Annotated in this window: 21 protein-coding genes; 9 read left to right on the forward strand and 12 right to left on the reverse strand. The window is 74.1% G+C overall.

Annotated elements, in window-relative coordinates:
- Positions 1–54 precede the first annotated feature (54 nt).
- From ACFYVJ_RS13620 to ACFYVJ_RS13630, 3 genes are all read left to right on the forward strand, one after another.
- A complete protein-coding gene (locus ACFYVJ_RS13620) occupies positions 55–1,311 on the forward strand; it encodes an MFS transporter (RefSeq protein ID WP_388890193.1) in 1,257 nt (418 codons plus the stop codon).
- A 107-nt stretch (positions 1,312–1,418) separates the two neighbouring features.
- Positions 1,419–1,826 carry a YciI family protein gene (locus tag ACFYVJ_RS13625; RefSeq protein ID WP_101426568.1) on the forward strand — a complete coding sequence of 136 codons (408 nt, stop codon included), beginning with the start codon at positions 1,419–1,421 and terminating at the stop codon, positions 1,824–1,826.
- The gene (locus tag ACFYVJ_RS13630; RefSeq protein WP_388890196.1) at positions 1,823–3,088 is read left to right on the forward strand and encodes an RNA polymerase sigma factor; all 1,266 of its coding nucleotides are present in this window, start codon (positions 1,823–1,825) and stop codon (positions 3,086–3,088) included. The genes ACFYVJ_RS13625 and ACFYVJ_RS13630 overlap by 4 nt, the downstream gene beginning before the upstream one ends.
- A gap of 263 nt (positions 3,089–3,351) precedes the next feature.
- Here the strand turns inward: ACFYVJ_RS13630 and ACFYVJ_RS13635 are convergent, their stop codons facing one another.
- From ACFYVJ_RS13635 to ACFYVJ_RS13655, 5 genes are all read right to left on the reverse strand, one after another.
- On the reverse strand, positions 3,352–5,682 hold the full coding sequence (locus ACFYVJ_RS13635) for a GNAT family N-acetyltransferase (protein ID WP_388890199.1): 2,331 nt from the start codon (positions 5,680–5,682) through the stop codon (positions 3,352–3,354).
- Positions 5,682–7,022 (reverse strand): lysine N(6)-hydroxylase/L-ornithine N(5)-oxygenase family protein, encoded by a 1,341-nt coding sequence (locus ACFYVJ_RS13640; RefSeq protein ID WP_388890202.1) that lies wholly within the window; start codon positions 7,020–7,022, stop codon positions 5,682–5,684. Before ACFYVJ_RS13640 ends, ACFYVJ_RS13635 begins: the two co-directional genes overlap by 1 nt.
- Positions 6,946–8,493, reverse strand: a complete 1,548-nt coding sequence (locus tag ACFYVJ_RS13645) for a pyridoxal phosphate-dependent decarboxylase family protein (RefSeq protein ID WP_388890204.1) — start codon at positions 8,491–8,493, stop codon at positions 6,946–6,948. Before ACFYVJ_RS13645 ends, ACFYVJ_RS13640 begins: the two co-directional genes overlap by 77 nt.
- Positions 8,494–8,595: 102 nt before the next feature.
- A complete protein-coding gene (locus ACFYVJ_RS13650) occupies positions 8,596–9,480 on the reverse strand; it encodes a siderophore-interacting protein (protein WP_388890207.1) in 885 nt (294 codons plus the stop codon).
- Between the two features lie 112 nt (positions 9,481–9,592).
- Positions 9,593–10,537, reverse strand: coding sequence for a TAXI family TRAP transporter solute-binding subunit (locus ACFYVJ_RS13655; RefSeq protein WP_388890210.1), 945 nt, complete (start codon positions 10,535–10,537; stop codon positions 9,593–9,595).
- A gap of 125 nt (positions 10,538–10,662) precedes the next feature.
- Between ACFYVJ_RS13655 and ACFYVJ_RS13660 the strand changes: the two genes are divergently transcribed.
- Both ACFYVJ_RS13660 and ACFYVJ_RS13665 read left to right on the forward strand, forming a co-directional pair.
- Positions 10,663–12,849, forward strand: coding sequence for an ATP-binding protein (locus ACFYVJ_RS13660; RefSeq protein WP_388890213.1), 2,187 nt, complete (start codon positions 10,663–10,665; stop codon positions 12,847–12,849).
- A complete protein-coding gene (locus ACFYVJ_RS13665) occupies positions 12,842–14,365 on the forward strand; it encodes an ABC transporter substrate-binding protein (protein ID WP_388890215.1) in 1,524 nt (507 codons plus the stop codon). Before ACFYVJ_RS13660 ends, ACFYVJ_RS13665 begins: the two co-directional genes overlap by 8 nt.
- 24 nt (positions 14,366–14,389) lie before the next feature.
- Here the strand turns inward: ACFYVJ_RS13665 and ACFYVJ_RS13670 are convergent, their stop codons facing one another.
- The 4 genes from ACFYVJ_RS13670 to ACFYVJ_RS13685 are packed head-to-tail and all read right to left on the reverse strand — an operon-like array spanning position 14,390 to position 20,343.
- Positions 14,390–15,568, reverse strand: a complete 1,179-nt coding sequence (locus ACFYVJ_RS13670) for an acyl-CoA dehydrogenase family protein (protein WP_388890218.1) — start codon at positions 15,566–15,568, stop codon at positions 14,390–14,392.
- A 4-nt stretch (positions 15,569–15,572) separates the two neighbouring features.
- Positions 15,573–16,523 carry a hydroxymethylglutaryl-CoA lyase gene (locus ACFYVJ_RS13675; RefSeq protein ID WP_388890220.1) on the reverse strand — a complete coding sequence of 317 codons (951 nt, stop codon included), beginning with the start codon at positions 16,521–16,523 and terminating at the stop codon, positions 15,573–15,575.
- Entirely contained in the window at positions 16,520–18,688 is a 2,169-nt protein-coding gene (locus tag ACFYVJ_RS13680; RefSeq protein WP_388890222.1) for an acetyl/propionyl/methylcrotonyl-CoA carboxylase subunit alpha, read from the reverse strand. Before ACFYVJ_RS13680 ends, ACFYVJ_RS13675 begins: the two co-directional genes overlap by 4 nt.
- 14 nt (positions 18,689–18,702) lie before the next feature.
- Positions 18,703–20,343: a carboxyl transferase domain-containing protein gene (locus ACFYVJ_RS13685; RefSeq protein WP_388890225.1), complete on the reverse strand. Its 1,641-nt coding sequence runs from the start codon at positions 20,341–20,343 to the stop codon at positions 18,703–18,705.
- Between the two features lie 122 nt (positions 20,344–20,465).
- Here ACFYVJ_RS13685 and ACFYVJ_RS13690 point away from each other — a divergent pair, with 122 nt between their 5' ends.
- The 3 genes from ACFYVJ_RS13690 to ACFYVJ_RS13700 all read left to right on the forward strand — a co-directional run bounded on the left by ACFYVJ_RS13690 (position 20,466) and on the right by ACFYVJ_RS13700 (position 23,272).
- A complete protein-coding gene (locus ACFYVJ_RS13690; RefSeq protein WP_388890227.1) occupies positions 20,466–21,059 on the forward strand; it encodes a TetR/AcrR family transcriptional regulator in 594 nt (197 codons plus the stop codon).
- Between the two features lie 137 nt (positions 21,060–21,196).
- The gene (locus tag ACFYVJ_RS13695; protein ID WP_388890229.1) at positions 21,197–22,354 is read left to right on the forward strand and encodes an acyl-CoA dehydrogenase family protein; all 1,158 of its coding nucleotides are present in this window, start codon (positions 21,197–21,199) and stop codon (positions 22,352–22,354) included.
- Positions 22,355–22,381: 27 nt separating this feature from the next.
- Entirely contained in the window at positions 22,382–23,272 is an 891-nt protein-coding gene (locus ACFYVJ_RS13700; protein ID WP_388890232.1) for an acyl-CoA thioesterase, read from the forward strand.
- A gap of 108 nt (positions 23,273–23,380) precedes the next feature.
- Here the strand turns inward: ACFYVJ_RS13700 and ACFYVJ_RS13705 are convergent, their stop codons facing one another.
- The gene (locus tag ACFYVJ_RS13705; RefSeq protein WP_388890234.1) at positions 23,381–24,202 is read right to left on the reverse strand and encodes a phosphatase; all 822 of its coding nucleotides are present in this window, start codon (positions 24,200–24,202) and stop codon (positions 23,381–23,383) included.
- A gap of 91 nt (positions 24,203–24,293) precedes the next feature.
- Here ACFYVJ_RS13705 and speB point away from each other — a divergent pair, with 91 nt between their 5' ends.
- Entirely contained in the window at positions 24,294–25,304 is a 1,011-nt protein-coding gene (speB, locus tag ACFYVJ_RS13710; RefSeq protein ID WP_388890237.1) for an agmatinase, read from the forward strand.
- Positions 25,305–25,361: 57 nt separating this feature from the next.
- Here the strand turns inward: speB and ACFYVJ_RS13715 are convergent, their stop codons facing one another.
- Positions 25,362–26,264, reverse strand: a complete 903-nt coding sequence (locus ACFYVJ_RS13715; RefSeq protein WP_388890240.1) for a helix-turn-helix domain-containing protein — start codon at positions 26,262–26,264, stop codon at positions 25,362–25,364.
- Between the two features lie 84 nt (positions 26,265–26,348).
- A complete protein-coding gene (locus ACFYVJ_RS13720) occupies positions 26,349–26,609 on the reverse strand; it encodes a DUF397 domain-containing protein (protein WP_101424414.1) in 261 nt (86 codons plus the stop codon).
- Positions 26,610–26,634: the final 25 nt, after the last annotated feature.

Genomic DNA, 26,634 nt, shown 5'->3' on the forward strand with positions numbered 1-26,634 from the left:
TTGGTGGTAACTTCATCTCACCGGTAAACGGGTTTGGTGGTTAGAGGGGGAGTCATGAGCGCGTCCGCGGTTCTGGAGAGCGATCGGGTACGGGACACCGGGCGGCGCAACACCGCCGTGCTCGTCGCGTTCACCGCCGTCACGAACCTCGCCGACGGCGTCGTGAAGATGGCCCTCCCGCTGCTCGCCGTCCGTGCCGGCGGCTCTCCCGCGCAGGTCACCGGGGTGGCGCTGGCCATCTCGCTGCCGTGGCTGCTCGTCGCCCTGCACGCGGGCGTGCTCGTCGACCGCGTCGACCGGCGCCGGCTGCTGTGGATCGTCAACGTGCTGCGGCTGCTCGCCATGGTGCCGCTGCTGGCCGCCGCCGCGAGCGGCGACCTGTCCATCGCGCTGCTCGCCGCCGCCGGTGCGGCCATCGGCGTCGGCGACGTCGTCGCCTCCACCGCGGCCACCGCGCTGGTCCCCGCCGCCGTCCCGCCCGCCGGGCGGGACAAGGCGAACGCGTGGATGGCGGGGGCGGAGACGGTGTTCAGCGAGTTCGCCGGGCCGTTCGTCGGCGGGCTGCTCCTCGCGCTGGGTGCCGGGTGGGCGCTGGGTGCGACCTGGGCCGCGTACGCCGCGGCGGCGCTCGTGCTGCTGCTGCTCGTCGGGCGGTTCCGGGCGGGGGCCGTAGCGTACGAGAACGGGGGCGAGGCACCCGCCGCCACCGTCAACGGGCAGATCGCCGAAGGGCTCCGCTACCTCTGGCGGCACCGCCTGCTGCGCTCCCTCTCCCTCATCCTCACCGTCCTCTCCGGCACCTGGGGCGCCTGGCTCGCGCTCATCCCGCTGTACGCGACCCGCGACATGGGCCTCACCCCCGGCGAGTACGGCGTGCTGCTCAGCGCGCTCGGCATCGGCGGGCTCCTCGGCGCCGTCACCGTGACCTGGCTCAACCGGGTGCTGGGCCGCCGCCGCGTGATGCTCGCCGACCTCTTCGGCACCGCCGCGATGGCCGCCGTCCCCGCGCTCACCGCCGACGCGCGCGCCGTCGCCGCGGCCGCGTTCCTGGGCGGGCTCGGCGGCACGCTGTGGACGGTCAACAGCCGCACGGTCGTCCAGCGGGCGGTGCCGGACGCGATGCTCGGCCGGTTCAGCTCCGCGAGCCGGATGTTCGCCTGGGGCGCGATGCCCCTGGGCGCCGGGCTGGTCGGGCTGCTCGCGGAACTCGCCGGGCCGCGGGCCGCGTTCGGCTTCTTCGCGGTGGCCTCGCTGCTGACGGTCCCGTTCTTCCTGCGGGCGGCGGCCAGGGGCGCGGCCGCGCTGCGCTGAAGCCTTCTCCCAAGATTTTTTCGCGGTGATGTCGAGAACCGGCGCGCGGCTCCGTCCCCGGGGTGAACGCGGCCCACAATGGGCCGTACCCCGGCAAGGAGAAGATCATGGCCAAGTACCTGCTGCTCAAGCACTACCGCGGCGCGCCGGCGGCGGTCAACGACGTACCGATGGACCAGTGGGAGCCGGAGGAGGTCACGGCCCACATCCAGTACATGCGTGACTTCGCCGCCCGGCTGGAGGAGACCGGCGAGTTCGCCGGCGAGCAGGCGCTCGCCCCGGAGGGCACCTTCGTCCGCTACGACGGCGAGGGCCGGCCCCCGGTCACCGACGGGCCGTTCGCGGAGACCAAGGACCTGATCGCCGGCTGGATGGTGATCGACGTCGAGACCTACGACCGCGCGCTGGAGCTGGCGGCCGAGCTGTCCGCCGCGCCGGGCGCGGGCGGCAAGCCGATCCACGAGTGGCTGGAGATCCGCCCGGCGTACGGCGTGCAGGCCACGGCGACCGAGTGAACGAGTCGCTGCTCCGGGAGCTGGTGCCGGAGGTCATCGGAGTCCTCGTCCGCCGCGGAGCAGACTTCGCGGCGGCCGAGGACGCCGTACAGGACGCCCTGGTCGAGGCCGTGCGCGGCCGGCCGGAGGGCGACGCGCCGCGGGACCCCAAGGGGTGGCTGATCACGGTGGCGTGGCGCAAGTTCCTCGACACCGTACGGGCCGAGAGCTCGCGGCGGCGGCGCGAGGAACGGGCCGAGGCCGAACCCGCGCCGGACGGGGGCGGGGCGGTGGACGACACGCTCCAGCTCTACTTCCTGTGCGCGCACCCGTCCCTGACGCCGGCCTCGGCCGTCGCGCTGACGCTGCGCGCGGTCGGAGGGCTGACGACGCGGCAGATCGCGCGGGCGTACCTGGTGCCCGAGGCGACCATGGGGCAGCGGATCAGCAGGGCGAAGCGGACGGTCTCCGGGGTGCGGTTCGACCAGCCCGGGGACCTGGCGACGGTGCTGCGGGTGCTGTACCTGGTCTTCAACGAGGGCTACTCGGGGGACGTCGACCTGTCGGCGGAGGCGATCCGGCTGACGCGGCAGTTGGCGGCGAGGACGGGCGCGGCTGCGGCTGCGGCGGCTGATGCGGCTGCTGCCGCGGCGGCGGCGGGCGGGGCCGGGGGAGGGGGTGCCGCGGCCGGTGGCGAGGGTGCCGGTGGCGAGGGTGCCGGGGCCGGTGGCGAGGAGGTCGCGGGGCTGCTGGCGCTCATGCTGCTCCACCACGCGCGGCGGCCGGCGCGCACGGGCCCGGACGGCCGGCTCGTACCGCTCGCCGAGCAGGACCGCGGGCTGTGGGACACCGGGCTGATCGCCGAGGGCGTCGTGATCCTCCAGGCGGCGCTGGCGCGGGACCGCCTGGGGGAGTTCCAGGCGCAGGCGGCGATCGCCGCGCTGCACGCGGACGCCCCGCGGGCGTGCGAGACGGACTGGGTGCAGATCGTGGAGTGGTACGACGAGCTGGTACGCCTCACGGACAGCCCGGTGGCCAGGCTCAACCGGGCGGTCGCGGTGGGCGAGGCCGACGGGGCGCGGGCGGGGCTGGCGGCGCTGGCGGAGCTCGATCCGTCGCTGCCGCGGTACGCGGCGGTGGCGGCGTACCTGCATGAGCGGGACGGCGACACGGAGACGGCGGCCGGGCTGTACGCGCAGGCGGCCCGCTCGGCGCCGAACATACCGGAGCGGGACCACCTGACGCGGCAGGCAGCGCGGCTCAACGCGCGGCTGCGGGGGTGAAGGGGGCGGTGGCGCGGGTGGGTTGAGGGGGCGGCCGGGGCAGGGGTTTTGTCGGTGGGCCGGCCTACCCTGGGGCGGGCGTGCGGGATTCGGACTGCGGACTTCGGACTCCGGACTGCTGCGTTCGGGTCCGGCCGGGCGCCTGGCTGCCGGGCCACCGGCGTCGGGCGTCGTCGGTGGCCCGGGCTGCTGTCGGTGGGGCGGCCTACCCTGGGGCGGGGGTGCGGGATTCGGGGTTCGGGGCGGGGTTCCGTGTTCCCTGGTCAGTGGGCGGGGGTGCGGGGGCGGTAGGGGGCCAGGGGGTTGCGCAGGGTACCCACCAACTGCAGCGCCGCCGACGGGTCCGTCAGGTCGACCATCTGCCGGTTGTCCCGCAACTGCAGCCTGTTGAGGCACGACAGCGCGAACTCCGGCGCGAACAGGTCGTGCCGCTCGAACCGGTCCGCCAGGTCCGGCACCGCCGCCCGGTAGTCCCGCGCGCACTCCGCGACCGTCCGCCAGAAGTCCTCCTCGCCCAGCACCCCCGCCTCGTCAAGCAGCGGTGCCAGGAAGCGGAAGAAGCAGTCGAAGACGTCGGTGAAAACGGACAGCAGTTGCATGTCGTCCGGGACCTCGGCGCGGATCCGCTCCGCCGCCGGCGGCAGCGGCAGGTCCGGGTCCATGACCACGACCTCCTCCGCGATGTCCTTGAACAGCGCGCGCACCACCGTCCCCGCCTCGTCCAGGACCAGGATGACGTTCTCGCCGTGCGGCATGAACGCCAGCCCGTACGCGTAGAAGGCGTGCAGCAGCGGCGTCAGATACGCGTCGAGATACCGCCGCAGCCACGCCTCGGGCGCCAGCCCCGAGCCCTCGATCAGCGCCGCCGCCAGCGGCCGGCCGGCGCGGTCGGTGTGCAGCAGCGCCGCCATCGTCGCCAACCGCTCGCCCTCGGCGAGCCGCGGCACCGGGCTCTCCCGCCACAGCGCGGCGAGCATCTTGCGGTACGGCGAGCCGGGCGCGGTGGCGGCCTCGTACGCCTCGTGGCGGTAGCCGACGGCGGCCAGTTCGCGCAGCACCACCAGGCCCGTGCCGCGCAGCACCTCGTCCTGCTCGACCAGCCCCGCGACCCAGTCGTTGATCGCCGGGGTGGCCTCCATGTACGCGGCCGACAGACCCCGCATGAAGCCCATGTTGAGCACGGACAGCGCCGTCTTGACGTAGTGCTTCCCGGGCGCGGAGGTGTTGAAGAAGGTGCGTATCGACTGCTGAGGCTGGTACGTGTCCTCGCTCTCGCCGAGGTACACCAGCCGGCGCGCGGCGACCTCGCCGGCGAAGGTGACGGAGAGCTTGTGCTCCCACTGCCAGGGGTGCGCGGGCATCAGCAGGTAGTCGTCCGGGTCCAGGCCCAGGGCCCGCAGCCGGGCCGCGAAGCCGTCCAGCACCGCGGGCCCCAGCTCCGCGCGCAGCAGCGTGCCGTAGTCGAGGTCGGCGGCGCAGGTGAAGGCCGCCCGGTCGCGGTGGGCGGCGAGCCAGACGAGGCGGGTGCGGGCGCCGGTCTCGGGGGCGTACGCGCGGTAGTCAGCCGCGCCCAGCCCCAGCCGGCCGTTGTTGGCGACGAAGCAGGGGTGGCCCTCCGTCATCCCCGCCTCGATCCGCTGGAAGTCCGCGGTCGCCAGGTCCTCGTCCTCGGGCCCGGTGAGCTTGTACGCGGTGCTCGCCAGCGTGGACGTGATCTCCTCCAGGTACACCGGCAGCACCTCGGCGCTCAGCCCCAGCGGCTCCCGGAGTTCGGCGAAGAACCGCAGCGCGTCGGGCGCCGAGCCCTCCGGCGGGTCGCCGGGGGCGTGGCGGGTGACGGTGCGCGGGTCGACGTGCCAGTGGTCCAGGGCGTAGCGCCGGGCCTCGAAGCGGTATTCGGCGTCCCCTGCCCGTAGCGCGTACGAGCCGACCCCCCGCGGCTCCGGCGCCAGCAGCCGCTCGTGGGCGAACTCCCCGATGGCCTTGGCCAGCAGCCGGCGGGTGGCCTCCGCCCAGCGGCCGGGGGTGAGGTGCCCGGTGGGGTCGGGGGGCGCGGCCGCCTGCGAGGCGGCGAACTGCTCGCGGGTGCAGAAGCTCAGCAGCGCCTCCTTGCCCGGCTTCCCCGGGGCACCCGGCATCCGTACGCGGCGCGCGACGCGGAAGCCCACGGCCTCGTTGAGCGCGTGCACCGCGGTGTTGCGCGCGTCGGGCTCGACCACGACCCGGCGCACCGCCGGGTCGGCGAAGAGCCACTCCATCACCGCCGTGATCACCGCCCGGGTGAAGCCGTGCACGGGGGTGTCCGCGGGCGCGGTGAGGAAGTGCATGCCGACGTCGCCGTCCTCGGCGGCGTAGACGCCGGTCAGCTCGCGGTGCGCCGGGTCGTAGCGCTCGGCGAGGAAGGCGGGGGTGCCGTCGGCGAGGCCGAGCCAGGCGTCGTGGTGCGGATCCGCGGCGATCCGCGCGTACTCCTTCTCGACCTCCGCCGGCGTGCAGTCCTGCATCAGCCAGAACGCGGCCTTCCGGTGGGTGACCCAGGTGTGCAGCAGCGGCGCGTCCAGGACCGGGTCCACGGGGCGCAGGGTGAGTTCCATCAGGCCGGCGCTCCGAACTCCTGGAAGGCGATGGACTTCTCGACCGGGTAGACCTCGCGGCCCGTCATCTCCCGGATGATGCAGGAGTTGCGGTACGCGGCCATCCCCAGGTCGGGGGCGGCGAAGCCGTGGGTGTGCAGCTCGGCGTTCTGGACGAAGATCTCGCGGCCCGCGTGGTCGACGGTGTAGTTGCGGGCGACGGCGAAGCGCCCCTGCTCGTCGCGCGCGAGGCGGTCGGCGATGCCGGCGAGGAACGGCGGCTCGGCGTAGCGGTAGCCGGTGGCCAGCACCAGGCCCTGGGTGGCCAGCTCGAAGTCCCGGCCCTGCTCCTCGTGGCGCAGCCCCAGGGTGTACGTGCCGTCCGCGTACCCGGCGGAGACGAGCGCGGTGTTGGTGAGCAGCCGGGTGGGTACCGGGCCGCGGCGGGACTTGACGTACAGCAGGTCGAAGATGGCGTCGATCAGCTCGGTGTTGATGCCCTTGTAGAGGCTCTTCTGCGCGGCGCCGAGACGGTCGCGGACGGGCCCCGGCAGCCCGTGGAAGTAGTCGACGTACTCGGGGGAGGTCATCTCCAGCGTCAGCTTCGTGTACTCCAGCGGGAAGAACCGCGGCGAGCGGGTCACCCAGGTGAGGTGGCAGCCGTCGGGGCCGAGGTCCTGGAGCAGGTCGTAGTAGATCTCGGCGGCGCTCTGCCCGCTGCCGACGATCGTCACCGACTCCTTGGCCCGCAGTTGCTCGCGGTGCTCCAGATAGCGGCTGTTGTGGAGGAGGTCGCCGCCGAGGCCGCGGCACGGCTCGGGTACGTACGGCGGCGTGCCGGTGCCGAGGACGAGGCGGCGGCCGCGGTACGTGCCGCGCGGGGTGCGGACGGCGTACGTGCCGTCCACCGCGTCCCGTACGACCGCGGTGACCTCCTCGCCGAAGCGGACGCCGGGGAGCTGGGCGGCGGCCCAGCGGCAGTAGTCGTTGAACTCCTCGCGCAGCGGATAGAAGCTCTCGCGGATGTAGAAGGAGTACAGCCGCCCGGTCTCCTTGAGGTAGTTCAGGAAGGAGTACGGGGACGTGGGGTCGGCCAGCGTGACCAGGTCCGACATGAACGGCGTCTGGAGCGTGCTGCCTTCGATGAACATCCCGGAGTGCCAGTCGAAGTCGGGCTTGCGCTCCAGGAAGACGCCGTCGAGGCCGTCGACCTGCGCGGTCAGGCAGGCCAGGCCCAGGTTGAACGGGCCGAGGCCGACGGCGACGAAGTCGTGGACGCGCGACTCAGCGGGCGGGGACTGCCGGGACCGTGGCTGCTGCTGCGTCGGCGGGGGTGGCGGAGGCGGGGACGTCGGGGACAAGGGATTCTCCGGTGTGATCGGCGGCGTGCGCGGCTATGAGGTCGAGGACGGCGGCCAGGTCCTCGGTGGTGGTCTCGGGGTTGAGCAGCGTGAACTTCAGGTGGTGCCGGCCGTCGACCTTGGTGCCGGCGACCATCGCGGCGCCGGAGGCGGCCAGCCGTTCGCGGGCACGCAGGTTGGCGGCGTCGACGAGAGCGGGGTCGGTGCCGGCCGGGCCGTCCGGGACGTAGCGGAAGACGAGCGTCGACAACTGCGGCCGTACGACGACCTCGAAGCGGGGGTCCGCGTCCAGCAGCCGCCACCCGGCCCCGGCGAGGTCGCAGACCTCGTCGAAGAGCGCGCCGACGCCGTCGGCGCCCATGACGCGCAGCGTCAGCCACAGCTTGAGCGCGTCGAACCTGCGGGTGGTCTGGAGTGATTTGTCGACCTGGTTGGGGATCTGCTCGGCGGCCATGCGCTCGGGGTTGAGGTAGTCGGCGTGGTACGTCGCGTGCCGCAGGGTCGCCCGGTCCCGTACCAGCACGGCCGAGGAGCTGACCGGCTGGAAGAAGGACTTGTGGAAGTCGACGGTCACCGAGTCGGCGCGCTCGATGCCGGCGAGCAGGTGCCGGCGGCGGCCCGAGACGAGCAGCCCGCAGCCGTACGCGGCGTCGACGTGCAGCCAGACGCCGTACCCGGCGCACACCCCGGCGAGCTGCGCCAGCGGGTCGACGCTGCCGAAGTCGGTGGTGCCCGCGGTGGCGGCGACGGCCATGGGGACGAGGTCGTCGCGCTGGAGCTGCGCGAGCGCCGCGGCCAGCGCGGCGGGCCGCATCCGGCGCTCCGCGTCGCACGGCACCTCGACGACGGCCTCCTCGCCGAGGCCGAGCAGCGCGGCGGCCTTGCGGACGCTGAAGTGGCCGTCCGCGGAGGCGAGGACGCGCAGCCGGGGCAGGATCTCGGCGGTGCGCAGCCCGGCGCCGTGCTGCTTGCGCACGCCGTCGCACGCCTCCTCGCGGGCGAGCAGGAGGGCGTGCAGGTTGGACTGGGTGCCGCCGGAGGTGAACACGCCGTCCGCGGCCGGGCCGAGGCCGATGCGGGCGGCGGTCCAGTCGATCAGGCGGCGCTCGATGAGGGTGGCGCCTGCGGACTGGTCCCAGGTGTCCAGGGAGGAGTTGACGGCGGAGAGCACCGCCTCGCCGAGGACGGCGGGGATGACGACGGGGCAGTTGAGGTGGGCGAGGTAGCGCGGGTGGTGGAAGTAGACGGCGTCGCGCAGGTAGACCCGGTCCAGCTCGGCCAGCGCGGCGCCGGCGTCGCCGAGGGGGAGGTCGAGGTCGACGGCGTCGACGACCGGGGCGAGGGCGGGGGGTGTGATGCCCGTGAACGGGCGGTCTGCATGGGCCAGTCGGGCCGCGATGTGCTCGACGCCTGCGGTGACCGTACGACGGTAGGCACCGGCGGTGCGGTCGTTGAGCAGGTGGGACCTCATGGATGGTGTCCTCACGACGGGGGCCAAAAACTTAGGGAAGCCTAACCTAAGTAATTGGTCCTAGGGCCCCCGCCCCCGTCGTTTCGGCCACGGCCCGCCGGCTCATCCGTCCGCGGCCGCGTCGCCGTCGGCCCCGGCCTCGTCGCGGAACTGGTCCTCGGAGGCGCCGCGGCGCCAGTAGCCGGTGAAGGCGACCGCGCGGCGGTCGAACTTCCGCTCCCGTACGAGCAGGCGGCGCAGTTCCCGCACCATCCCCGCCTCGCCCGCGAGCCAGGCGTACGGGCGGCCCGCGGGCAGGTCCGCGGCGCGCAGCGCGTCGACCACGCCCGCGGTGGGGCCGGTCAGCCAGGTGATCTCGGCGTCCGCGGCGGTGTGCGGCGCGATCGCGTCGTCGGGGTGCGGCACCCGTATCCACGCCCGCACCGGCAGCCCGGCGGGCAGCGACTCCAGGATCGCCGAGGCGGCCGGCAGCGCCGTCTCGTCGGCGGCGACGATGACGTGATCCGCGCCCTCGGGTGGCCGGAAGCGCACACCGGTGTTGTCCGGTACGGCCGGGCCGAGCGCGATGATCCAGTCGCCGGGCTCGGCCTCGGCCGCCCACTGCGCGGCGGGGCCCGCGGGGTCGGTGTGCAGCACGAAGTCGATGTCGATCTCGCCGGGGCGCTGCGCGCGCACCGTGTACGAGCGCAGCACGGCCCGGACGCCGGGGTCGAGCGCGCGGTACTCGTCGAACCAGCACGGGCCCGTGGGCATCACGGGCTCCGTCTGGCCGGGCTGGGGCAGGAACAGCGACAGGCTCTGGTCCCGGCCGCCGGAGGCGAAGCCGTCGAGGCTGCCGGGGCCGCCGGCGCCGTCGTCGCCGAAGGTGATGCGCAGGAGGGTGGGGCTCAGCCGCCGGGTGCGGGCGACGTCGAGGCGGAAGAAGCGGAACGGCTCGGCGGCTTCGGGCGCCGGCTCCGCCGTCCGCGTGGTCGGTTCCGTGGTCACGTCGGGCTCACCTTCCGGGCGGGTGCGGGGTCGCGGCCGCGTCCCGCACACGGAAGGGCCGGCAACACAGATTAGGCTAACCTAACCTAACTCCCGTGCACAGGTACCGGAATCAGGCCATGAACCCCGCCTCCCGGTACGCCCGCGCGGCGCCCGGATGCAGCGGCGCCGGGACGTTGCGCCACGCCGTGGCGGGGTTGAACGCGGCCAGCGACGGGTGCACGCCGGGCAGTCGGCCCAGCCCCCCGAGCAGCAGCCGGGTCAGCGCGTACGCCGTGTCCTGCGCCAGTTGCGCGGAGACCACGAGGACGGTCTCGGCGAAGCACGTCGCCACGTCCCCGGTGTGCAGGCCGGGATACGTGCCGGCCGGGATCACGCCGGGGGTGCAGCCGTAGCTCCGGGCCAGGTGGGCGCGCAGCTCCGCGGGCAGCGGGGCGAGCGCGAGGCGCCGCGCGCCGCCGGCCGCGGCGGCGATGCTCGGCGCGGGCAGCGTCGTCGCGCCGAAGACGTGGTCGACCTCGCCCGCGTGCAGGGCGCGGACCAGCGCGTCGTAGCCGTCGAGGAGCACCCGGCCGCCGCGGGCGCGGATGTCGTCGTACGTGGCGCCGTAGTACGCGGTGACGGCGCGGAACATCAGCTCGTCCGTGGTGTCCGCCGGCGGCGCGCCGAACCGCCCGCCGCGCGGCCCGGCGATCGCCTCGCCGAGCCCGGCACCGGCGTCCGCCGCCCGCAGCAGGTTGTACGGCAGCGCCGACCAGCCGGTGCCGAGGACCCGCAGCCCGGTCATGGGCGCGCCGAAGGGCGGGCCGCCGTTGTACGCCGCGGCCACCACGACGTCCGTGCTCATGCCCACGTGGCCCGCGCCGTCCCGGATCCGGGTCAGGTTCTCCCGCCCACCGCCGGCGGCCAGTTTCAGGCGCAGCGCCGGGTCGCGGCCGCCGAGGAGGCGGACCAGCCCGGCGGTCATCTCGTACCAGCCGTCACCTGGGTTGCCACCGAGCCAGGTCAACTCCCGGGGTGCCGCGGGGCCGTGCGGCTGCTCCGTACGGTCGGTCATATGCGTCCGCCCCTCCCGTGAGGTGGTCCACGCCACCGGATCAGTCCGATAAGAGGCCGTCGGGAAACGGTACGTTCACATAATCTGTTGCCCCGTCGACGTGGACGGGAACGAGGAGTCGCCGCATGGGCCAGGGGTGGGAGGGGCGCTCCCGGCGCGACCGGGTCGTGACCGAGTACGTGGGCGCCGCGCTGCGGCGGCGCTTCCGGCCCGCGTTCCTGCGGCTGACGTACCCCGCGCCCGTCGACGAGCAGCAGCCGGTGACCCTCGTGCTCGGGCCGCGCGGCAGCGGCAAGAGCACCCTCCTGCGGCACTTACGGACCGCGTGGGACGACGTGCCCGCGTCCCTCCAGGACGTCGCCGTGCACCGGCAGCGCGGCGCCACCTGCTTCGACGTCCTCGCCGAGGTCGTCTTCGACCTGCACGCGCGCAAGCGCGGCTGGCCGCGGCTCACCTTCCCCTCCTTCGGCGTGCAGGCCGTCGCCATACGCGCCGACGTGCCGCTGGACAGCCGGAAGGCGGCGGCCCGCGCCATGGTCAGGGCCCTCGCGCCGGCCCCGGCGGACGGCGGCGACGGCGCGTTCCTCAACCGGCTCGTGGAGGCCGCCGGCATGCTGGGCGTACCGGCGCTGCTGCGGGCGCCGCTGCTGCTGGTACCGGGCGGCCGGCGGGCCCTCGCGCTCGGGCTCGCGCGGCTGCGCCTGGGCCGGGCGCTGCGCGACTCGCGCCACCGCAGCTACCTGGACTACCTGGTCGACCTGAAGAAGCGGTTCCACGATCCGGCCACCCGGCGGGGTGCGGAGCAGGACCTCGCCCGCGCGTTCCTGGACGACCTCTGCCGCGCGTACGGGCGCGGGCACGCCGCCCGCGTCCACGACACCCGCTGCCTCGTGCTCCTCGACAACGCGGAACACCAGCTCGGCGGCGACCTGCTGGAGCTGCTGCTCGACGCCCGGCAGGACCGGGAGGAGAGCACCGGCGCGCAGCCGCGGCGGCCGGGGGAGCCCGGGGAGCCGGCCGGACGCACCGACCCGCTCGTCGTCCTCGCCGCCGCGGCCGCGTACCCCAAGGCGCTGAAGAAGCCGGCGCTCGGCTACAAGCCGCAGCCCGGCCGGTATCCCGGCTGGTGGGACCCGGAGGACCCCGCCTTCCGGCCCAAGCGGCTAGCGCCCGGGCTCTGCGTCGGCCAACTGCGCGACCTGCGGCGCGACGAGGTGGAGGCGCAGGCGCTCGAAGTGCTGCGCGCCGACGGCACGGCGGCGGAGTCCGCCGCGGAGGGCGACGGGGGCGACGGCGTTGGTGACAGCGGCGACAGCGGTGGCGGCGGTGACGTCGGCGAACTGCTGCCCGACGCCGGGGTGAAGTGGCTGGGCTGGGCCGTGTACGAGGTGACCCGCGGCCACCCCCTCGCCACCCGCCACCTCTTCGACGAACTCCTCGCCACCGACGACCGCCAGCCATGGGAGACCCGCGTCCAGCGCGCGCTCGCCCCCGACTCGCCCCTCGTCACCGCGCTGCTGGAGCGCCTGCTGCCCCGGGACGCCCGCGAGACCGGGCTGTGGGACGCCCTGCCGCGCTGCGCCGCCGCCACCGACCTCGCCCGCGCCGTCGCCGCCGGACCCCTGTGGGCGGAGGGCGAGACGGCGCTGCGCAACGCCGTCGGCGCGTTCTCCGGCGACGTCCTGCAGACCATGCACGTACGCACTCGCGACAGCGCCGCCGACGGCCCGCTCCAGACCCTCCACCCGCTGCTGCGGCTCCTCCTGCTGCGCCGCCTGGAGGCCACCGGCGGCTGGCGGCACGCGCACGAGGCCCTGCGGCTGGACGCCGCGGAGCGCGGGCTGCCGGAGATCGAGGCGTACCACCGCCTCGCGCTGGAGGACCTGCACGCCGCCGCCCGCTTCCTCAACGACCGCTTCGGCGGCGCGGACGCCGTCCGCTGGTGCCGCCTCCTCGTCCGGCTGCGCCGCGCGCCCGTACGTGCCCGGATCCACGCGCACGCCCCGCAGGCCGACTCGCCACAGCAGCGGTACGAGGGCCTCCTCGGCTTCCTGAGCACCGACGAGGTCGAGAGCCGCGAGCGCACCGTGACCCGGCTGCTGGTGGCGAGCTGGATGGCGCCCGAGCCCGCCGAGTCGCCCGAGACCGACCACGTGGGCGACCCCTACCGCAATCCGCTCGAAGACCTCTACGGCCAGCTCTACGGCGAGATCAACGCCCGCTTCATGACGCTCGCGTACGGGCCCTTCGGCGGCGGCACCCCCGCGCTGCTGGACCAGGCGCGGCAGTACGAGGAGAAGCCCGGTGAGTGACAGGCGGCTGGGGCGCGGCGGCACGACGCCCTGGGGAGCGGTGGTGCTCGTGGCCCTCGTCGCGGTCGGCGCGCTGGCCTGGTTCCTGCCGAAGACGCTCGGCGGCGACGAGGAGTGCGCGGCCGGGGTGGTGCGGCTGGGCGGCGAGTGCGTGGGCGTCACCGACGGGGCGTACTCCTTCGACGGGGAACTGGACGAGGTCACCCGGCGGATCCACGCGGAGAACGAGCGCGTCGAGGCTTCCGGCGCCGCGTCGGTGAGCATCGCGTACGTCGAGTCCATGACCCACGGCGCGGACGGCCGCCGCGGCGGCGAACGGGCCGACGACCGCGACCCGGAGGTCGTCCGGCAGGCGCTGGAGGGCGCGTACCTCGCCCAGCGGGCGCACAACCGGCTCGACGCCGAGGACCCGCGCGCCGACGAGGGCCCCTCGCCCAAGGTGCGGCTGCTGCTCGCGAACACCGGGGAGGGCGGGGCGCATTACGAGCGCGTGGTACGCGACCTGGAGGGGCTGGCGCGCGGCGACGCGCACCTGGTCGCCGTCACCGGCCTCGGCCAGAGCGTCGACTCCACCGTCGCGACCGTGGCGCGGCTGCGCCGCGCCGGGATACCCATGGTCGGCGCGACCGTCGCCGCCGACGAACTCGCCCGCAAGGACCCCGACTTCTTCCGCGTCTCCCAGCCCACCGCGCAGCAGGCCGCCATCGCCGCCCGCGAGCTGGCCGAACGGCAGCGCGCGGAGTCCGGCTACCGCGTCGACATCGTCAAGGACCTCAAGGACGGGGACACGTACAACAAGTCGCTGCGCGACGGCTTCGAGAAGGCCGCCGCCGCGCGCGGCGTGCGGCTCGCCACCGCCGACGGCTACTCCTTCGAGTCCGGCCGCACCTCGACGGCCAGCGCGCTGACGTACATCGCCGACCAGGTCTGCCGGGCCAGGGAGGAGCTGGACGCCGTGTACTTCGCCGCCCGCGGGCGCGCCCTGCGGCAGTTCGTCCAGGCCCTCGGGGAGCAGCCCGGCTGCACGCTGGCCGTGGTCTCGGGATCCAGCGCCCTCGGCCTGTACTTCGACTCGCCCGACCTGCGGCGCTGGGGCGCCCAGGGGCTGCGCATCCGGTACACGGCCTACGCGCACCCGAAGGCCGGCGACCCCGCCGCCCTCGCGGACTTCGCCGACCGCTACTGCGCCGACTTCCGCCCCGGCGCCAGGCGCGGCGCCTGCGCGGCGGGCGACGGGCCGCTGCAGAGCGGGCAGGCGATCATGGGGCACGACGCGATGCTGGCGCTGGTCAAGGCCGTGGAGTTCGCCACCGGGCCGGACGGCGGCGACCCCGTGGACGCGGGCGCGGTGCGGCAGATGCTGCTGCAGCTCGGCACCACGAAGGAGGTACGGGGCCTCAGCGGGCCCATCGGCTTCGACGCGTACGGGAACCCGAAGGGCCGGCCGATGGCGTACGTCGAGCTGCAGTGGCGGTCCGGCTTCCGGTACGTGCACAAGGCGCGGCTCTGGCCGTGAGCGCCGGGTGCCCGGCCGGCCGTGTCAGGCCGTGGGCGGCAGGCCCAGTTCGCGGGCGATCAGCATGCGCTGCACCTCGCTCGTGCCCTCGCCGATCTCCAGGATCTTGGAGTCCCGCCACATCCGCGCCACCGGGTACTCGTTCATGAACCCGTACCCGCCGTGGATCTGCGTGGCCTCGCGCGCGTTGTCCACCGCCACCGTCGAGGTGTGCAGCTTCGCCAGCGCCGCCGCCTTCTTGAACGGCTCGCCGTGCACCAGCCGCGACGCCGCGTCCCGCCACGAGAGGCGGGCGGTGTGGGCGCGCAGCTCCATGTCGGCCAGCTTGAACTGGATGGCCTGGTTGGCGCCGATGGGCCGGCCGAAGGCGTGGCGCTGCTCCGCGTACGCGAGCGACTCGTCCACGCAGCCCTGCGCGAGACCGGTGGCGAGCGCGGCGATGGCGATGCGGCCCTCGTCCAGGATCCGCAGGAACTGGGCGTAGCCGCGGCCGCGTTCGCCCAGCAGGTTCGCGGCCGGGACGCGGACGTCGGCGAAGGACAGCTCGCGGGTGTCGGAGGCGTTCCAGCCGACCTTGGAGTACGGGGCGGCCACCGTGAAGCCGGGGGTGCCGGACGGGACGATGATCGCCGAGATCTCCGGCTTGCCCGACTCGCTCCTGCCGGTGACGGCCGTGACGGTGACCAGGCCGGTGATGTCCGTGCCCGAGTTGGTGATGAAGCACTTCGTGCCGTTGATCACCCACTCGCCGGTGGCCTCGTCCAGCCGGGCCGTGGTCCGCGTACCGCCCGCGTCCGAGCCGCACTCCGGCTCCGTGAGCCCGAACGCGCCCAGCATCTCGCCGGAGCACAGCTTCGGCAGCCAGGTGCTCTTCTGCTCGTCCGTACCGAAGTGGTAGACGGGCATCGCGCCCAGCGAGCAGGCCGCCTCCAGCGTGATCGCGACCGAGGAGTCGACGCGGGCCAGCTCCTCCAGTACGACGCCGAGCGCCAGGTAGTCGCCGCCCATGCCGCCGTACTCCTCCGGGAACGGCAGCCCGAACAGGCCCATGCGGCCCATCTCGCGCACGATGTCGTACGGGAACTCGTGCCGCTCGTAGTAGTCGCCGATCTTCGGCGCCACCACGTCGTGCGCGAACTCCTCGACGGTGCTGCGGAGCTGCTCCAGCTCGGGGGAGAGGCGGTGGTCGAGGCTGGGCGTCATGGGGTCACTCCTTGTGGGAGAGGGCGGTCACGGTGCGGGACGGGCTCGGGCGGCCGAGGCGGCCGGCCATCCAGACGCTGGTGGCGACGAGCGCGTCGAGGTCGACACCGGTCTCGACGCCGAGCCCCTGCAGCATCCACACGAGGTCTTCGGTGGCGAGGTTGCCGGTCGCGCTCTGGGCGAACGGGCAGCCGCCGAGGCCGCCTGCGGAGGCGTCGACGGTGGTGACGCCGTGCTGCAGCGCGGCGAGGGTGTTGGCCAGGGCCTGGCCGTACGTGTCGTGGAAGTGGACGCCGAGGCGGTCGACGGGGATGCCGTCCCGTACGAGGGCGTCGAGCAGCGCGGTGACGTGGCCGGGGGTGGCGACGCCGATGGTGTCGCCGAGGCTCAGCTCGTCGCAGCCCATGTCGGCGAGCGCGCGGGCGGTCCGTACCACCTGGGGGAGGGGGACGCGGCCCTCCCAGGGGTCGCCGAAGCACATCGAGAGATAGCCGCGGACGTGCAGCCCTTCGTCCTTGGCCTGCGCGACGACGGGGGCGAACATCGCGAGGGACTCGTCGACGGTGCGGTTGAGGTTGCGGCGGGCGAAGGTCTCGGTGGCGCTGGCGAAGACGGCGACGCGGCGGGCACCGAGGGCGGTGGCGCGCTCCAGGCCGCGGATGTTGGGGACGAGGACGGGGAGGTCGACGGCGCCCTTCGCGGTCAGGTCGGCGAGGCGGGGGTACAGGTCCTCGGCGTCGGCGAGCTGGGGGACCCACTTGGGGTGCACGAAGCTGGTCGCCTCGACGGTGGTGAGTCCCGCGGCGGCGAGGCGGTGCACGAACGCGGCCTTGACGTCGGTGGGGACGGTGGCCTTCTCGTTCTGGAGGCCGTCGCGGGGGCCGACTTCGTGGATACGGACCCGGGCGGGCAGCCCGGCGGCGGGCACGCGCATGGGGAGGGGCTGGGGGGTCATCGCGGATCCTCCTGTTCGGCACCCTGCCCGTCGCCCTGTCCGTCGCCCTCTTCGCCGTCGGGCACCACGAGGGCGAGCACCTGGTCCATGGCCACGGTCCCGCCGGCGACGACGTCCAGCTCGGCGACGGTGCCGGCGTGGGGGGCGTAGATGACGTGCTCCATCTTCATCGCCTCGACGACGAGCAGACTCTGCCCGGCGGCGACCTTGTCGCCCACGGCGGCCTTGACGACGGTCACGGTCCCGGGCATGGGCGCGGTGAGCGCGTCGGCCCCGGCGACGAGTGCCCCGCCGCGGAGGGCGGCTTCGACGGGGTCGTGGTCGAGGAGGTGCCAGACGTCGCCGTCGCGGCCCAGCCAGATCCCGCCGGGGGAGGCGGCGAGGCTGAACCGGTGGGTGACGCCGTCGAGTTCGAAGGCGACGGAGGAGCCGTCGGCGTACGCGAGGCGGGCGCGAAGGGGATGTTCCCCGACCCCGCCCCTTCCCGAAATCCCGCGGGGCTCCGCCCCCGCACCCCCGCCGGGCTGCGCCCCTTCGCCCCCGTCCGGGGTCTGGGGCGCGGCACCGGTGACGATCTCCGCCGACGACGTCAGGCCCCGGACCCGTACCTCCACCGGGTCCCGGCCCGCGCCGCGGAACCACCGCGTCGTCCAGGCCGGGGGGCCGCCCTGGCGCCAGCCCGACGGGTCCGCGAAGGGGTCCGTCCAGCCCGCCGGGCCCGTCGCGCGGCGGGAGGCCGACTCCAGGGCCGACTGCGCCAGCAGGGCCGCCGCCGCGTACGCCTCCGGTGGCACCGGGGCCGCCGCCATGCTCGCGCCCGTGCGGTCCACCAGGCCCGTGTCCAGATCGCCCGACGCCACCGCCGGGTGCGCCAGCAGGCGGCGCAGGAAGCCCGTGTTGGTGTCCAGGCCCAGCACCATCGTCTCCGCCAGCGCCGCCCGCAGCCGCCGCAGCGCCGCGTCCCGGTCAGGGCCCCACGCGACGACCTTCGCCAGCATCGGGTCGTACGCCGTGCCGACCTCCGTGCCCTCCAGCAGCCCGGAGTCGACCCGCACGCCCGGGCCCGTCGGCTCGCGCAGCAGCCGGACGCGGCCCGCCGACGGCAGGAAGTCGACCCGCTCGCCGCCCTCCGCCACCCGCGCCGTCTCCGCGTAGATCCGCGCCTCGACCGCGTGCCCCTTCAGCGGCACGTCCCCGGACGTGAACGTCAGTTGCTGCCCGGCGGCCACCCGGAGCTGCCACTCCACCAGGTCGAGCCCCGTCACCAGCTCCGTGACCGGATGCTCGACCTGCAGCCGCGTGTTCATCTCCATGAAGTAGTACGCGACCGGGCCCCCGCCGCCGCCCGGCACGATGAACTCCACCGTCCCCGCGCCCGCGTACCCGCACGACCGCGCCGCCTCCACCGCCGCCGCGCCCATCGCCGCCCGCGTCGCCTCGTCCAGCAGCGGCGACGGCGCCTCCTCGACGATCTTCTGGTGCCGGCGCTGCAGCGAGCACTCCCGCTCCGCGAGGTGCACCACGTTCCCGTGGCCGTCCGCCAGCACCTGGATCTCGATGTGCCGCGGCCGGTCGATCCACCGCTCCACCAGCAGCGTGTCGTCGCCGAACGAGCCCCGCGCCTCGCGCCGCGCCCCCGCGATCTCGTCCGCCAGCGCGCCCTCGTCCCGTACGAGCCGCATGCCCTTGCCGCCGCCGCCCGCCGAGGGCTTCAGCAGCACCGGCATGCCGATCTTCCGGGCCGCCGCCGCCAGTTCCGCGTCCGACAGGCCGCTGCCCGTCGAGCCCGGCACCACCGGCACGCCCGCCGCCCGTACCGTCTCCTTCGCGCGGATCTTGTCGCCCATCAGCTCGATCGCGTCCGCGGGCGGGCCGACGAAGACCAGCCCCGCGGCCGTGCAGGCCCGCGCGAACTCCGCGTTCTCGGCGAGGAACCCGTACCCCGGGTGCACCGCCTCGGCGCCCGTCTCGCGCGCCGCGCGCAGCAGTTCACCGGCCGACAGATAGCTCTCGATCCGCACGGCCGTGTCCGCCTCGCGGACGTGCCGCGCGTCCGCGTCCGCGTCGGTGAAGACCGCCGCGGAGCGGATGCCGAGCGCCCGCAGCGTACGGATGACCCGTACCGCGATCTCACCCCGGTTGGCCAGCAGCACCGTCTCGAACATCGCCACCCTCCCCCTCACATCCGGAAGACGCCGAAGCCCTGCGCCGCGCCGTCCCTCGCGGGCAGCGGCGCGTGGGCGCAGGCGGTCAGCGCGAGCCCGACCACCCGGCGGGTGTCGAGCGGGTCGATGACGCCGTCGTCCCAGAGGCGGGCGGTCGCGTAGTAGGCGCTGCCCTGCGTCTCGTACTGCTCCCGGATGGGCGCCTTGAACTCCGTCTCCTGCTCCGCGGACCACTCCTCGCCGCGCGCCTCCAACTGGTCCCGCTTCACGGTCGCGAGGACGGAGGCGGCCTGCTCGCCGCCCATCACGGAGATCTTCGCGTTGGGCCACATCCACAGGAAGCGGGGGGAGTAGGCCCGGCCGCACATCGAGTAGTTCCCGGCGCCGTACGAGCCGCCGACGACGACCGTCAGCTTCGGCACCCGCGTGCAGGCCACCGCGGTCACCATCTTGGCGCCGTGCTTGGCGATGCCGCCCGCCTCGTAGCTGCGGCCGACCATGAACCCCGAGATGTTCTGCAGGAACAGCAGCGGGATGCCGCGCTGGTCGCACAGCTCGATGAAGTGGGCGCCCTTCTGGGCGGACTCGGAGAACAGGATGCCGTTGTTGGCGACGATGCCGACGGCGTGGCCGTGGATGCGGGCGAAGCCGGTGACGAGCGTCGTGCCGTACTCGGCCTTGAACTCCTGGAAGCGCGAGCCGTCGACCACCCGCGCGATGACCTCGCGCACGTCGTACGGCGTCCGGGAGTCGACCGGGACGACCCCGTAGAGGCCGGCGGGGTCGTGCTTGGGCTCCTCCGCGGCGCGTACGGACCAGGGGGGCGGGCCGGGTTCCGGAAGGGTGTCGACGATGCCGCGGACGATGCGCAGCGCGTGCGGGTCGTCCTCGGCGAGGTGGTCGGTGACGCCGGAGGTGCGCGCGTGCACCTCGCCGCCGCCCAGCTCCTCGGCGGTCACGACCTCGCCGGTGGCGGCCTTCACCAGGGGCGGGCCGCCGAGGAAGATCGTGCCCTGGTTGCGGACGATGACGGCCTCGTCGCTCATCGCCGGGACGTACGCGCCGCCCGCGGTGCAGGAGCCGAGGACGGCGGCGATCTGCGGAATGCCGGCGCCGGACATGCGGGCCTGGTTGTAGAAGATCCGGCCGAAGTGCTCGCGGTCCGGGAAGACCTCGTCCTGCATGGGCAGGAAGGCGCCGCCGGAGTCGACGAGGTAGACGCACGGCAGCCGGTTCTCCAGGGCGATCTCCTGGGCGCGCAGGTGCTTCTTGACCGTCATCGGGTAGTACGTGCCGCCCTTGACGGTGGCGTCGTTGGCGATGACGACGCAGGCCCGGCCGCTGACCCGGCCGATGCCGGCGATGACGCCGGCGGCGGGCGCGGCGCCGCCGTACATGCCGTCGGCGGCGAGCGGGGCCAGCTCCAGGAACGGCGAACCGGGGTCGAGCAGGCCGTCGACGCGGTCGCGGGGGAGCAGTTTGCCGCGGGCGGTGTGCCGGGCGCGGGCCTTCTCGCCGCCGCCGGCGCGGGCGGCGGCGAGCTTGTCGTCAAGCTCGTCGGCGAGCGCGCGGTGCGCCGCCTCGTTCGTCCGCCAGGCGGCGCCGGCCGGGCCTGCGGGGTCGGCGGCGGTCGTCAGCACGGGTGCGTGGTCCACGGGGGCGCGCCCTTCCCTAGATGAGCCCGTACGGCCGTACGGGCCGACAAGCAGGTTAGCTGTCGTTAACCCCGTGCGCCCAAGGTTAACGCTCACTAACCGGGCTGTCTACAATGGACCGTATGAGCACCGAGGCCCCCGCCCCCACCAGACGTGAGCAGATCCTGAAGGAGGCCGCGCGCCTCTTCGCGGACCGCGGCTTCCACGGGGTCGGCGTGGACGAGATAGGCGCGGCGGTCGGCATCAGCGGCCCGGGTCTCTACCGGCACTTCGCGGGCAAGGACGCCATGCTCGCGGAGCTGCTGGTCGGCATCAGCGAGCGGCTGCTGGAGGCGGGCCGCGCGCGGGCGGAGGTGCGCGGGGCCGGCCCGGACGCGCCGCTGGACGCGCTGATCAGCGGGCACATCGACTTCGCGCTGGACGACCGCCCGCTGATCACCCTGCACGACCGCGAGCTGGACCGGCTGCGGGACGAGGACCGCAAGCTGGTACGCCAGTTGCAGCGGCAGTACGTCGAACTGTGGGTCGACGTCGTACGGGAGGTCTACCCGGCGCTGACCGAGGGCGCGGCCCGTACCGCGGTGCACGCGGTCTTCGGCCTCCTCAACTCCACCCCCCACCTCGGCGCCCGCGGCACCCTCCCCGACCGCGGCGCCACCGCCGCCCTCCTCCACCGCCTGGCCCGCGGCGCCTTCGCGGCGGCCCCGCAGCCGTAGCGGTGGCCGCGGCCGTGGCCGGTGCTGTGACGGCCACCGCAGGGACGCGGCCTGGACAGCCGTGGTGACCCGCAGGTAACTTCGACCGTGAAGCGCTGAGCAAGCGCTTAGTCGGCGAGGCCCGGGAGGCGAGGACCATGCGGCGGACGGTGTTCAACGAGGACCACGAGGCGTTCCGCGAGACCATCCGCGACTTCATCGCCGCCGAGGTCGTGCCGTACTACCACGACTGGATGGAGGCCGGCGCCGTCCCCCGCGAGCTGTACAAGAAGCTCGGCGAGCTGGGCGTCTTCGGCATCGAGGTGCCGGAGGAGTACGGCGGGGCCGGGGAGGACAGCTTCAAGTTCAACGCCGTCATCAGCGAGGAGTGCGCCCGCGCCGGCGTCTCCTTCGGCGGCTCCTCCGTCCACACCGCGCTCTGCCTGCCGTACCTGCTCAAGTACGGCAGCGAGGAGCAGAAGCACCGCTGGCTGCCCGCCTTCGTCTCCGGCGACATGATGACCGCCATCGCCATGACCGAGCCCGGCACCGGCTCCGACCTCGCCGGCATGAAGACCACCGCGGAGCTCTCCGGCGACGGCACGCACTACGTGCTCAACGGCGCCAAGACCTTCATCACCGGCGGCGTCCAGGCCGACCGCGTCCTGGTCTGCGCCCGTACCGCCCCGCCGACGCCCGAGGACCGCCGCGGCGGCATCTCCATCCTCGTCGTCGACACCTCCTCCGCGGGCTACGCGGTCGGGCGCAAGCTCGACAAGCTGGGGCTGAAGTCCTCCGACACCGCGGAACTGAGCTTCACCGACGTCAAGGTGCCCGTCGGCGACCTGCTGGGCGAGGAGGGCAAGGCGTTCACGTACCTCACCCACAACCTCCCGCAGGAGCGCCTCGGCATCGCCGTCGGCGCGTACGCCCAGGCGGCCGCGGCCGTGCGGTTCGCGGTGGAGTACGTCAAGGAGCGCACCGTCTTCGGCCGCACGGTGGCGGAGTTCCAGAACACCAAGTTCGTCCTCGCCGACTGCAAGGCGGAGGTCGACGCCATGCAGGCGTACGTCGACCGCGCGCTGGACGCGCACGACGCGGGCGAGCTGAGCGTCGCCGACGCCGCCGCCGTCAAGCTCTTCTGCACCGAGCGCGCCGCCGTCGTCATCGACAAGTGCCTGCAACTGCACGGCGGCTACGGCTACATGAACGAGTACCCCATCTCCCGCCTCTACGCCGACACCCGCGTCACCCGCATCTACGGCGGCACCAGCGAGGTCATGCGCTCCATCGTCGCCAAGTCGATGGGCCTGTAGGGCCGCGGGCTCTGCGAGACTCGCACCATGGACGACGCCGCGCTCACCGCACTGGTCGACCTGCTGGACCTGGAGCAGATCGAGCAGGACATCTACCGCGGCCACTCCCGCGCCGCCGTCGTCCCGCGTGTCTTCGGCGGCCAGGTCGCCGCGCAGGCGCTGGTCGCCGCGGGCCGCACCGTGCCCGCCGACCGGCCGCCGCACTCGCTGCACGCCTACTTCCTGCGCCCCGGCGACCCCGGCGCGCCCCTCGTCTACACCGTCGACCGCATCCGCGACGGCCGCTCCTTCACCACCCGCCGCGTGGTCGCCGTCCAGCACGGCCAGCCGATCTTCAACCTGTCGGCGTCGTTCCAGCTCCACGAGGAGGGCCTGGAGCACCAGGTGCCCATGCCCCCGGCGCCCGACCCGGAGACGCTGCCCACCGCCGAGGAGGCGATGCCGCGCTGCGCGGTCAACTTCCTCGACCCGGCCCTCGCGCGCCGGCTGCTGGAGGCGCGCGCCGCGGTCGACCTGCGGTACGCCGAGCCGCCGCCGTGGGGCGGCGAGGCCGGGGTGCCGCGGGAGCCGCGCTCGCAGGTGTGGTTCCGTACGAACGGCAAGCTCGCCGGCGCCATCGACACCCCGCTGCTGCACGTCTGCCTGATGACGTACGTCTCGGACATGACCCTGCTCGACTCGGTGCTGCTCGCGCACGGCCGCGGCGGCTGGGCCGTCGGCGACGTCGTGGGCGCGAGCCTGGACCACGCGATGTGGTTCCACCGGCCGTTCCGGGCGGACGAGTGGCTGCTGTACGACCAGGAGTCGCCGACGTCGCAGGGCGGGCGCGGGCTGAGCACGGGGCGGATCTTCACCCGCGACGGGCGGCTGGCGGCGTCGGTGATCCAGGAGGGCGTGATCCGCGTCCCGCGGACCTGACGGGCGTACGGCCCCCGTACGGGCCCGGCGGCCGTACGGAGCGGTGCCGTACGGGCCGGTGCCGTACGGAGCGGGCGCCGCAGCGCCACGCGGCCGGGACCGGCCCGGCTACGGCAGCTCCAGCCCCGCCGCCGCCAGCAGGTACGCCGTCATCACCGCGTACGCCCCCGGATCCGTGACGTGGTCGTCCATCGGCACCGCCACCGCGAGCGTGCCCTCCGCCTCGCCGAGGAACAGCGCCGGGTCGTTGCAGTCCGCGTACCCCACCGCGTGCACCCCGCGCTGCGCCGCGCCGCCCGCCCAGCCGTGGTCGGCGACCACCAGGTCGGGCAGCGGCTCGCCGGCGCGCTCCAGCGCGTCGAGGATCTGCCGCACGGGCTGCGGCGCGTGCGTGTGCCACAGCGTCGCGCCCCGCTCCAGCACGGCCACGTCGCAGAACTGCTGGACGTTGCCGTACGTACCGTCGTCGCCCTCGCCCGTCCGCAGCCCCGGCGGCACGGTGACGATGTCGCAGCCCGCCGCGCGCAGCGCCGCCGCCGTCCTGCTGTGCACCTCCAGCAGCCCGCCGGGGTGGCCCGTCGCGAGCAGCACCCGCTGCCCGCCCTCGGCGGCCTTGCGCAGCTCGGCCGCCATCCGGTCCAGGCCGTCCACGGTCAGCTCGGGGTCGATCGTGTCCTGGCCCTGGGTGTGCGCGGGGTCGGCGACGACGCCGACGCGCTCGGCCATGACGGCCAGCACGTCGCGCTCGTCGGTCCAGCGGTCGCCGAGGTCGAGGCCGAGCCAGAAGCGCAGGTTGCCTTGGCTGAGCTCGCGGTAGTGGCGCAGGTTTCCCTCGCGGGGCGTGGCGACGTCGCCCGCGATCCGGGTGCGTACGAGGTGGTCGACGAGGGCGGGGCGGCTGGGTGCGTCAGGCAGGGACATGAGGGCCATGGTGTCATTGTCACCCGGACACATGTGCGGGGGCGCAAGTGTCCACTCTGTACAGCGGCCGCCGTGCTGCCCTGCGCTTATCGTCGAAGGCATGAGCAGCACCGGCACCCCTCGCGGCCCCGTCGACTCCTCCCGCGTCCCGCGCTACGCGGGCCCCGCCACCTTCGCGCGGCTGCCCCGCCTGGACGAGGTGGGGCGTACGGACGTCGCCGTCGTCGGCGTCCCCTTCGACAGCGGCGTCTCCTACCGCCCCGGCGCCCGCTTCGGCGGCAACGCGATCCGCGAGGCGTCCCGGCTGCTGCGCCCGTACAACCCGGCGCAGGACGCCGCGCCCTTCGCGCTGGCCCAGGTCGCGGACGCGGGCGACATCGCCGTCAACCCGTTCGACATCGGCGAGGCGGTGGCCACCGTCGAGGGCGCGGCCGACGAGCTGCTGGCCACGGGTGCCCGGCTGATGACCCTCGGCGGCGACCACACCATCGCGCTGCCGCTGCTGCGGGCCGTCGCCCGCCGGCACGGGCCGGTCGCGCTGCTGCACTTCGACGCGCACCTGGACACCTGGGACACCTACTTCGGCGCCGCGTACACCCACGGCACGCCGTTCCGGCGCGCGGTGGAGGAGGGCGTGGTCGACACCGCGGCCCTCTCGCACGTGGGCATCCGCGGGCCGCTCTACGGGCGCAAGGACCTGGACGACGACGAGAAGATGGGCTTCGGGATCGTCACCTCGGCGGACGTGATGCGCCGCGGCGTGGACGAGGTCACCGACCAGTTGCGGCAGCGGATCGGGGACCGGCCGCTGTACGTGTCCGTCGACATCGACGTCCTGGACCCGGCGCACGCCCCCGGCACCGGCACCCCGGAGGCCGGCGGGCTCACCTCGCGCGAGCTGCTGGAGATCCTGCGCGGTCTCGCGGGCTGCCGGCTGGTCTCCGCGGACCTGGTGGAGGTGGCGCCGGCGTACGACCACGCCGAGATGACGTCGGTGGCGGCATCGCACACGGCGTACGAGCTGACGACGCTGATGGCGCGGCAGATCGCCGGTGAGCGGGACCGCGGGCTGGACACCACGGATCAGGCGCCGCCGCGCCTGATCCTCTGATGCTGTGTGCGCAACCCTGCCGGGCGTGCCGTGGGTGCCTTACGTGCCGGGAGTCCGTCAGAACTCGTCGGCCAGGCGCTCCAGTATCCGCATGCTGCCCGCGTGCGTCTCGGCAGTGGCGCAGAGCCGGTCCATGACCAGCTTGTAGTTCTCCACCTCGTCCGGCTTGTCCAGGTAGAGCGCGCTGGTGAGCTGCTCCAGGTAGACGACGTCGGGAAGGTCGGGCTCGGTGAAGCGCATGATGTGTATCGGCCCGCCGGCCGCCGCGAGGCCGCCGATGTCGAAGGGCGCGATCTGGATGGTGATGTTCTTCCGGGTGCCCATCTCCAGCAGGTGCCTGACCTGGCCCCGCATGACGTCCGGCCCGCCGAGGGGACGGCGCAGCGCGGCCTCGTCGACGACGACCCACAGCTTCGGCGCGTCCGGCCGGTCCAGCACCTGCTGGCGGCGCAGCCTTACGTCGACCTTGCGCTGGATCTCCTGCTCGGGCGCGCCCGCGTTGGCCAGCAGCGTGACGGCGCGGGCGTAGTCCGCGGTCTGCAGCAGCCCGGGGACGAACTGGACCTGGTAGTTACGGATCAGCCCCGCGGCCTCTTCGAGGCCGAGCAGCGTCTCGAACCAGCCCGGCAGCACGTCGCCGTACTTCTGCCACCAGCCGGGAGAGCTGGCGCGGCGGGCGAGGGCCAGGAACTCGGAGCGCTCCTGCTCGTCCGTGACGCCGTAGAGGCTGAGGAGGTCGGAGACGTCGCGCTCCTTGTACCCCACGCGGCCGAGCTCCAGGCGGCTGATCTTGGCGTGCGACGCCCGGATCGCATCACCGGCCGCCTCACGGGAGACGCCGGCGGCCTCCCGGAGCCGACGCAGGTGTGTGCCCAGCAGGATGCGAAGAACCGTGGGCCCTCCGTGCTGCTGAGAGAGTGCCCTGCGTACCGATGACGTCTGCTCCGGTGACGCTGACATCTGGCCTGCCCCTGTCCCGCGGTGTGGTGAATCGACCGCTCAGTCTCTCACTGTGGAGGGTTCGGTGTACAGCTACCACGGGGTTCAACCGGGGCCCCTCGCCGCGCTGTTGACGATCAGATCGTCGAACTGGCCGTCCTTCGCGCCGAGCAGGAAGGCGGTGATCTCCGCCTGTGTGTAGATGAGGGCCGGTCCGCCCGGATCGCGCGAGTTGCGCATCGCGATGTCCCCGCCGGGGAGGCCGGCGACTTCCACGCACTCGCCGTTGGGATTGCTGAAGCGGCTCTTCCGCCAGGTGATTCCGGCCAGTTGATCCGCCGGTACACCGTTCATGACCTGCTGCATCCTGTCTCCTTCTATGATCGCGACT

The sequence above is a fragment of the Streptomyces sp. NPDC004134 genome (assembly GCF_042874195.1).
Classification (GTDB): Bacteria; Actinomycetota; Actinomycetes; order Streptomycetales; family Streptomycetaceae; genus Streptomyces.

Bases quoted from the DNA above. Each gene is read 5' to 3' on its own strand.
- ACFYVJ_RS13620 (WP_388890193.1), top strand. From the start codon at position 55: ATGAGCGCGTCCGCGGTTCTGGAGAGCGATCGGGTACGGGACACCGGG.
- ACFYVJ_RS13625 (WP_101426568.1), top strand. From the start codon at position 1,419: ATGGCCAAGTACCTGCTGCTCAAGCACTACCGCGGCGCGCCGGCGGCG.
- ACFYVJ_RS13635 (WP_388890199.1), bottom strand. From the start codon at position 5,682: ATGGAACTCACCCTGCGCCCCGTGGACCCGGTCCTGGACGCGCCGCTG.
- ACFYVJ_RS13645 (WP_388890204.1), bottom strand. From the start codon at position 8,493: ATGAGGTCCCACCTGCTCAACGACCGCACCGCCGGTGCCTACCGTCGT.
- ACFYVJ_RS13655 (WP_388890210.1), bottom strand. From the start codon at position 10,537: ATGACCGACCGTACGGAGCAGCCGCACGGCCCCGCGGCACCCCGGGAG.
- ACFYVJ_RS13660 (WP_388890213.1), top strand. From the start codon at position 10,663: ATGGGCCAGGGGTGGGAGGGGCGCTCCCGGCGCGACCGGGTCGTGACC.
- ACFYVJ_RS13670 (WP_388890218.1), bottom strand. From the start codon at position 15,568: ATGACGCCCAGCCTCGACCACCGCCTCTCCCCCGAGCTGGAGCAGCTC.
- ACFYVJ_RS13675 (WP_388890220.1), bottom strand. From the start codon at position 16,523: ATGACCCCCCAGCCCCTCCCCATGCGCGTGCCCGCCGCCGGGCTGCCC.
- ACFYVJ_RS13680 (WP_388890222.1), bottom strand. From the start codon at position 18,688: ATGTTCGAGACGGTGCTGCTGGCCAACCGGGGTGAGATCGCGGTACGG.
- ACFYVJ_RS13690 (WP_388890227.1), top strand. From the start codon at position 20,466: ATGAGCACCGAGGCCCCCGCCCCCACCAGACGTGAGCAGATCCTGAAG.
- ACFYVJ_RS13695 (WP_388890229.1), top strand. From the start codon at position 21,197: ATGCGGCGGACGGTGTTCAACGAGGACCACGAGGCGTTCCGCGAGACC.
- ACFYVJ_RS13700 (WP_388890232.1), top strand. From the start codon at position 22,382: ATGGACGACGCCGCGCTCACCGCACTGGTCGACCTGCTGGACCTGGAG.
- ACFYVJ_RS13705 (WP_388890234.1), bottom strand. From the start codon at position 24,202: ATGGCCCTCATGTCCCTGCCTGACGCACCCAGCCGCCCCGCCCTCGTC.
- speB (WP_388890237.1), top strand. From the start codon at position 24,294: ATGAGCAGCACCGGCACCCCTCGCGGCCCCGTCGACTCCTCCCGCGTC.
- ACFYVJ_RS13715 (WP_388890240.1), bottom strand. From the start codon at position 26,264: ATGTCAGCGTCACCGGAGCAGACGTCATCGGTACGCAGGGCACTCTCT.
- ACFYVJ_RS13720 (WP_101424414.1), bottom strand. From the start codon at position 26,609: ATGCAGCAGGTCATGAACGGTGTACCGGCGGATCAACTGGCCGGAATC.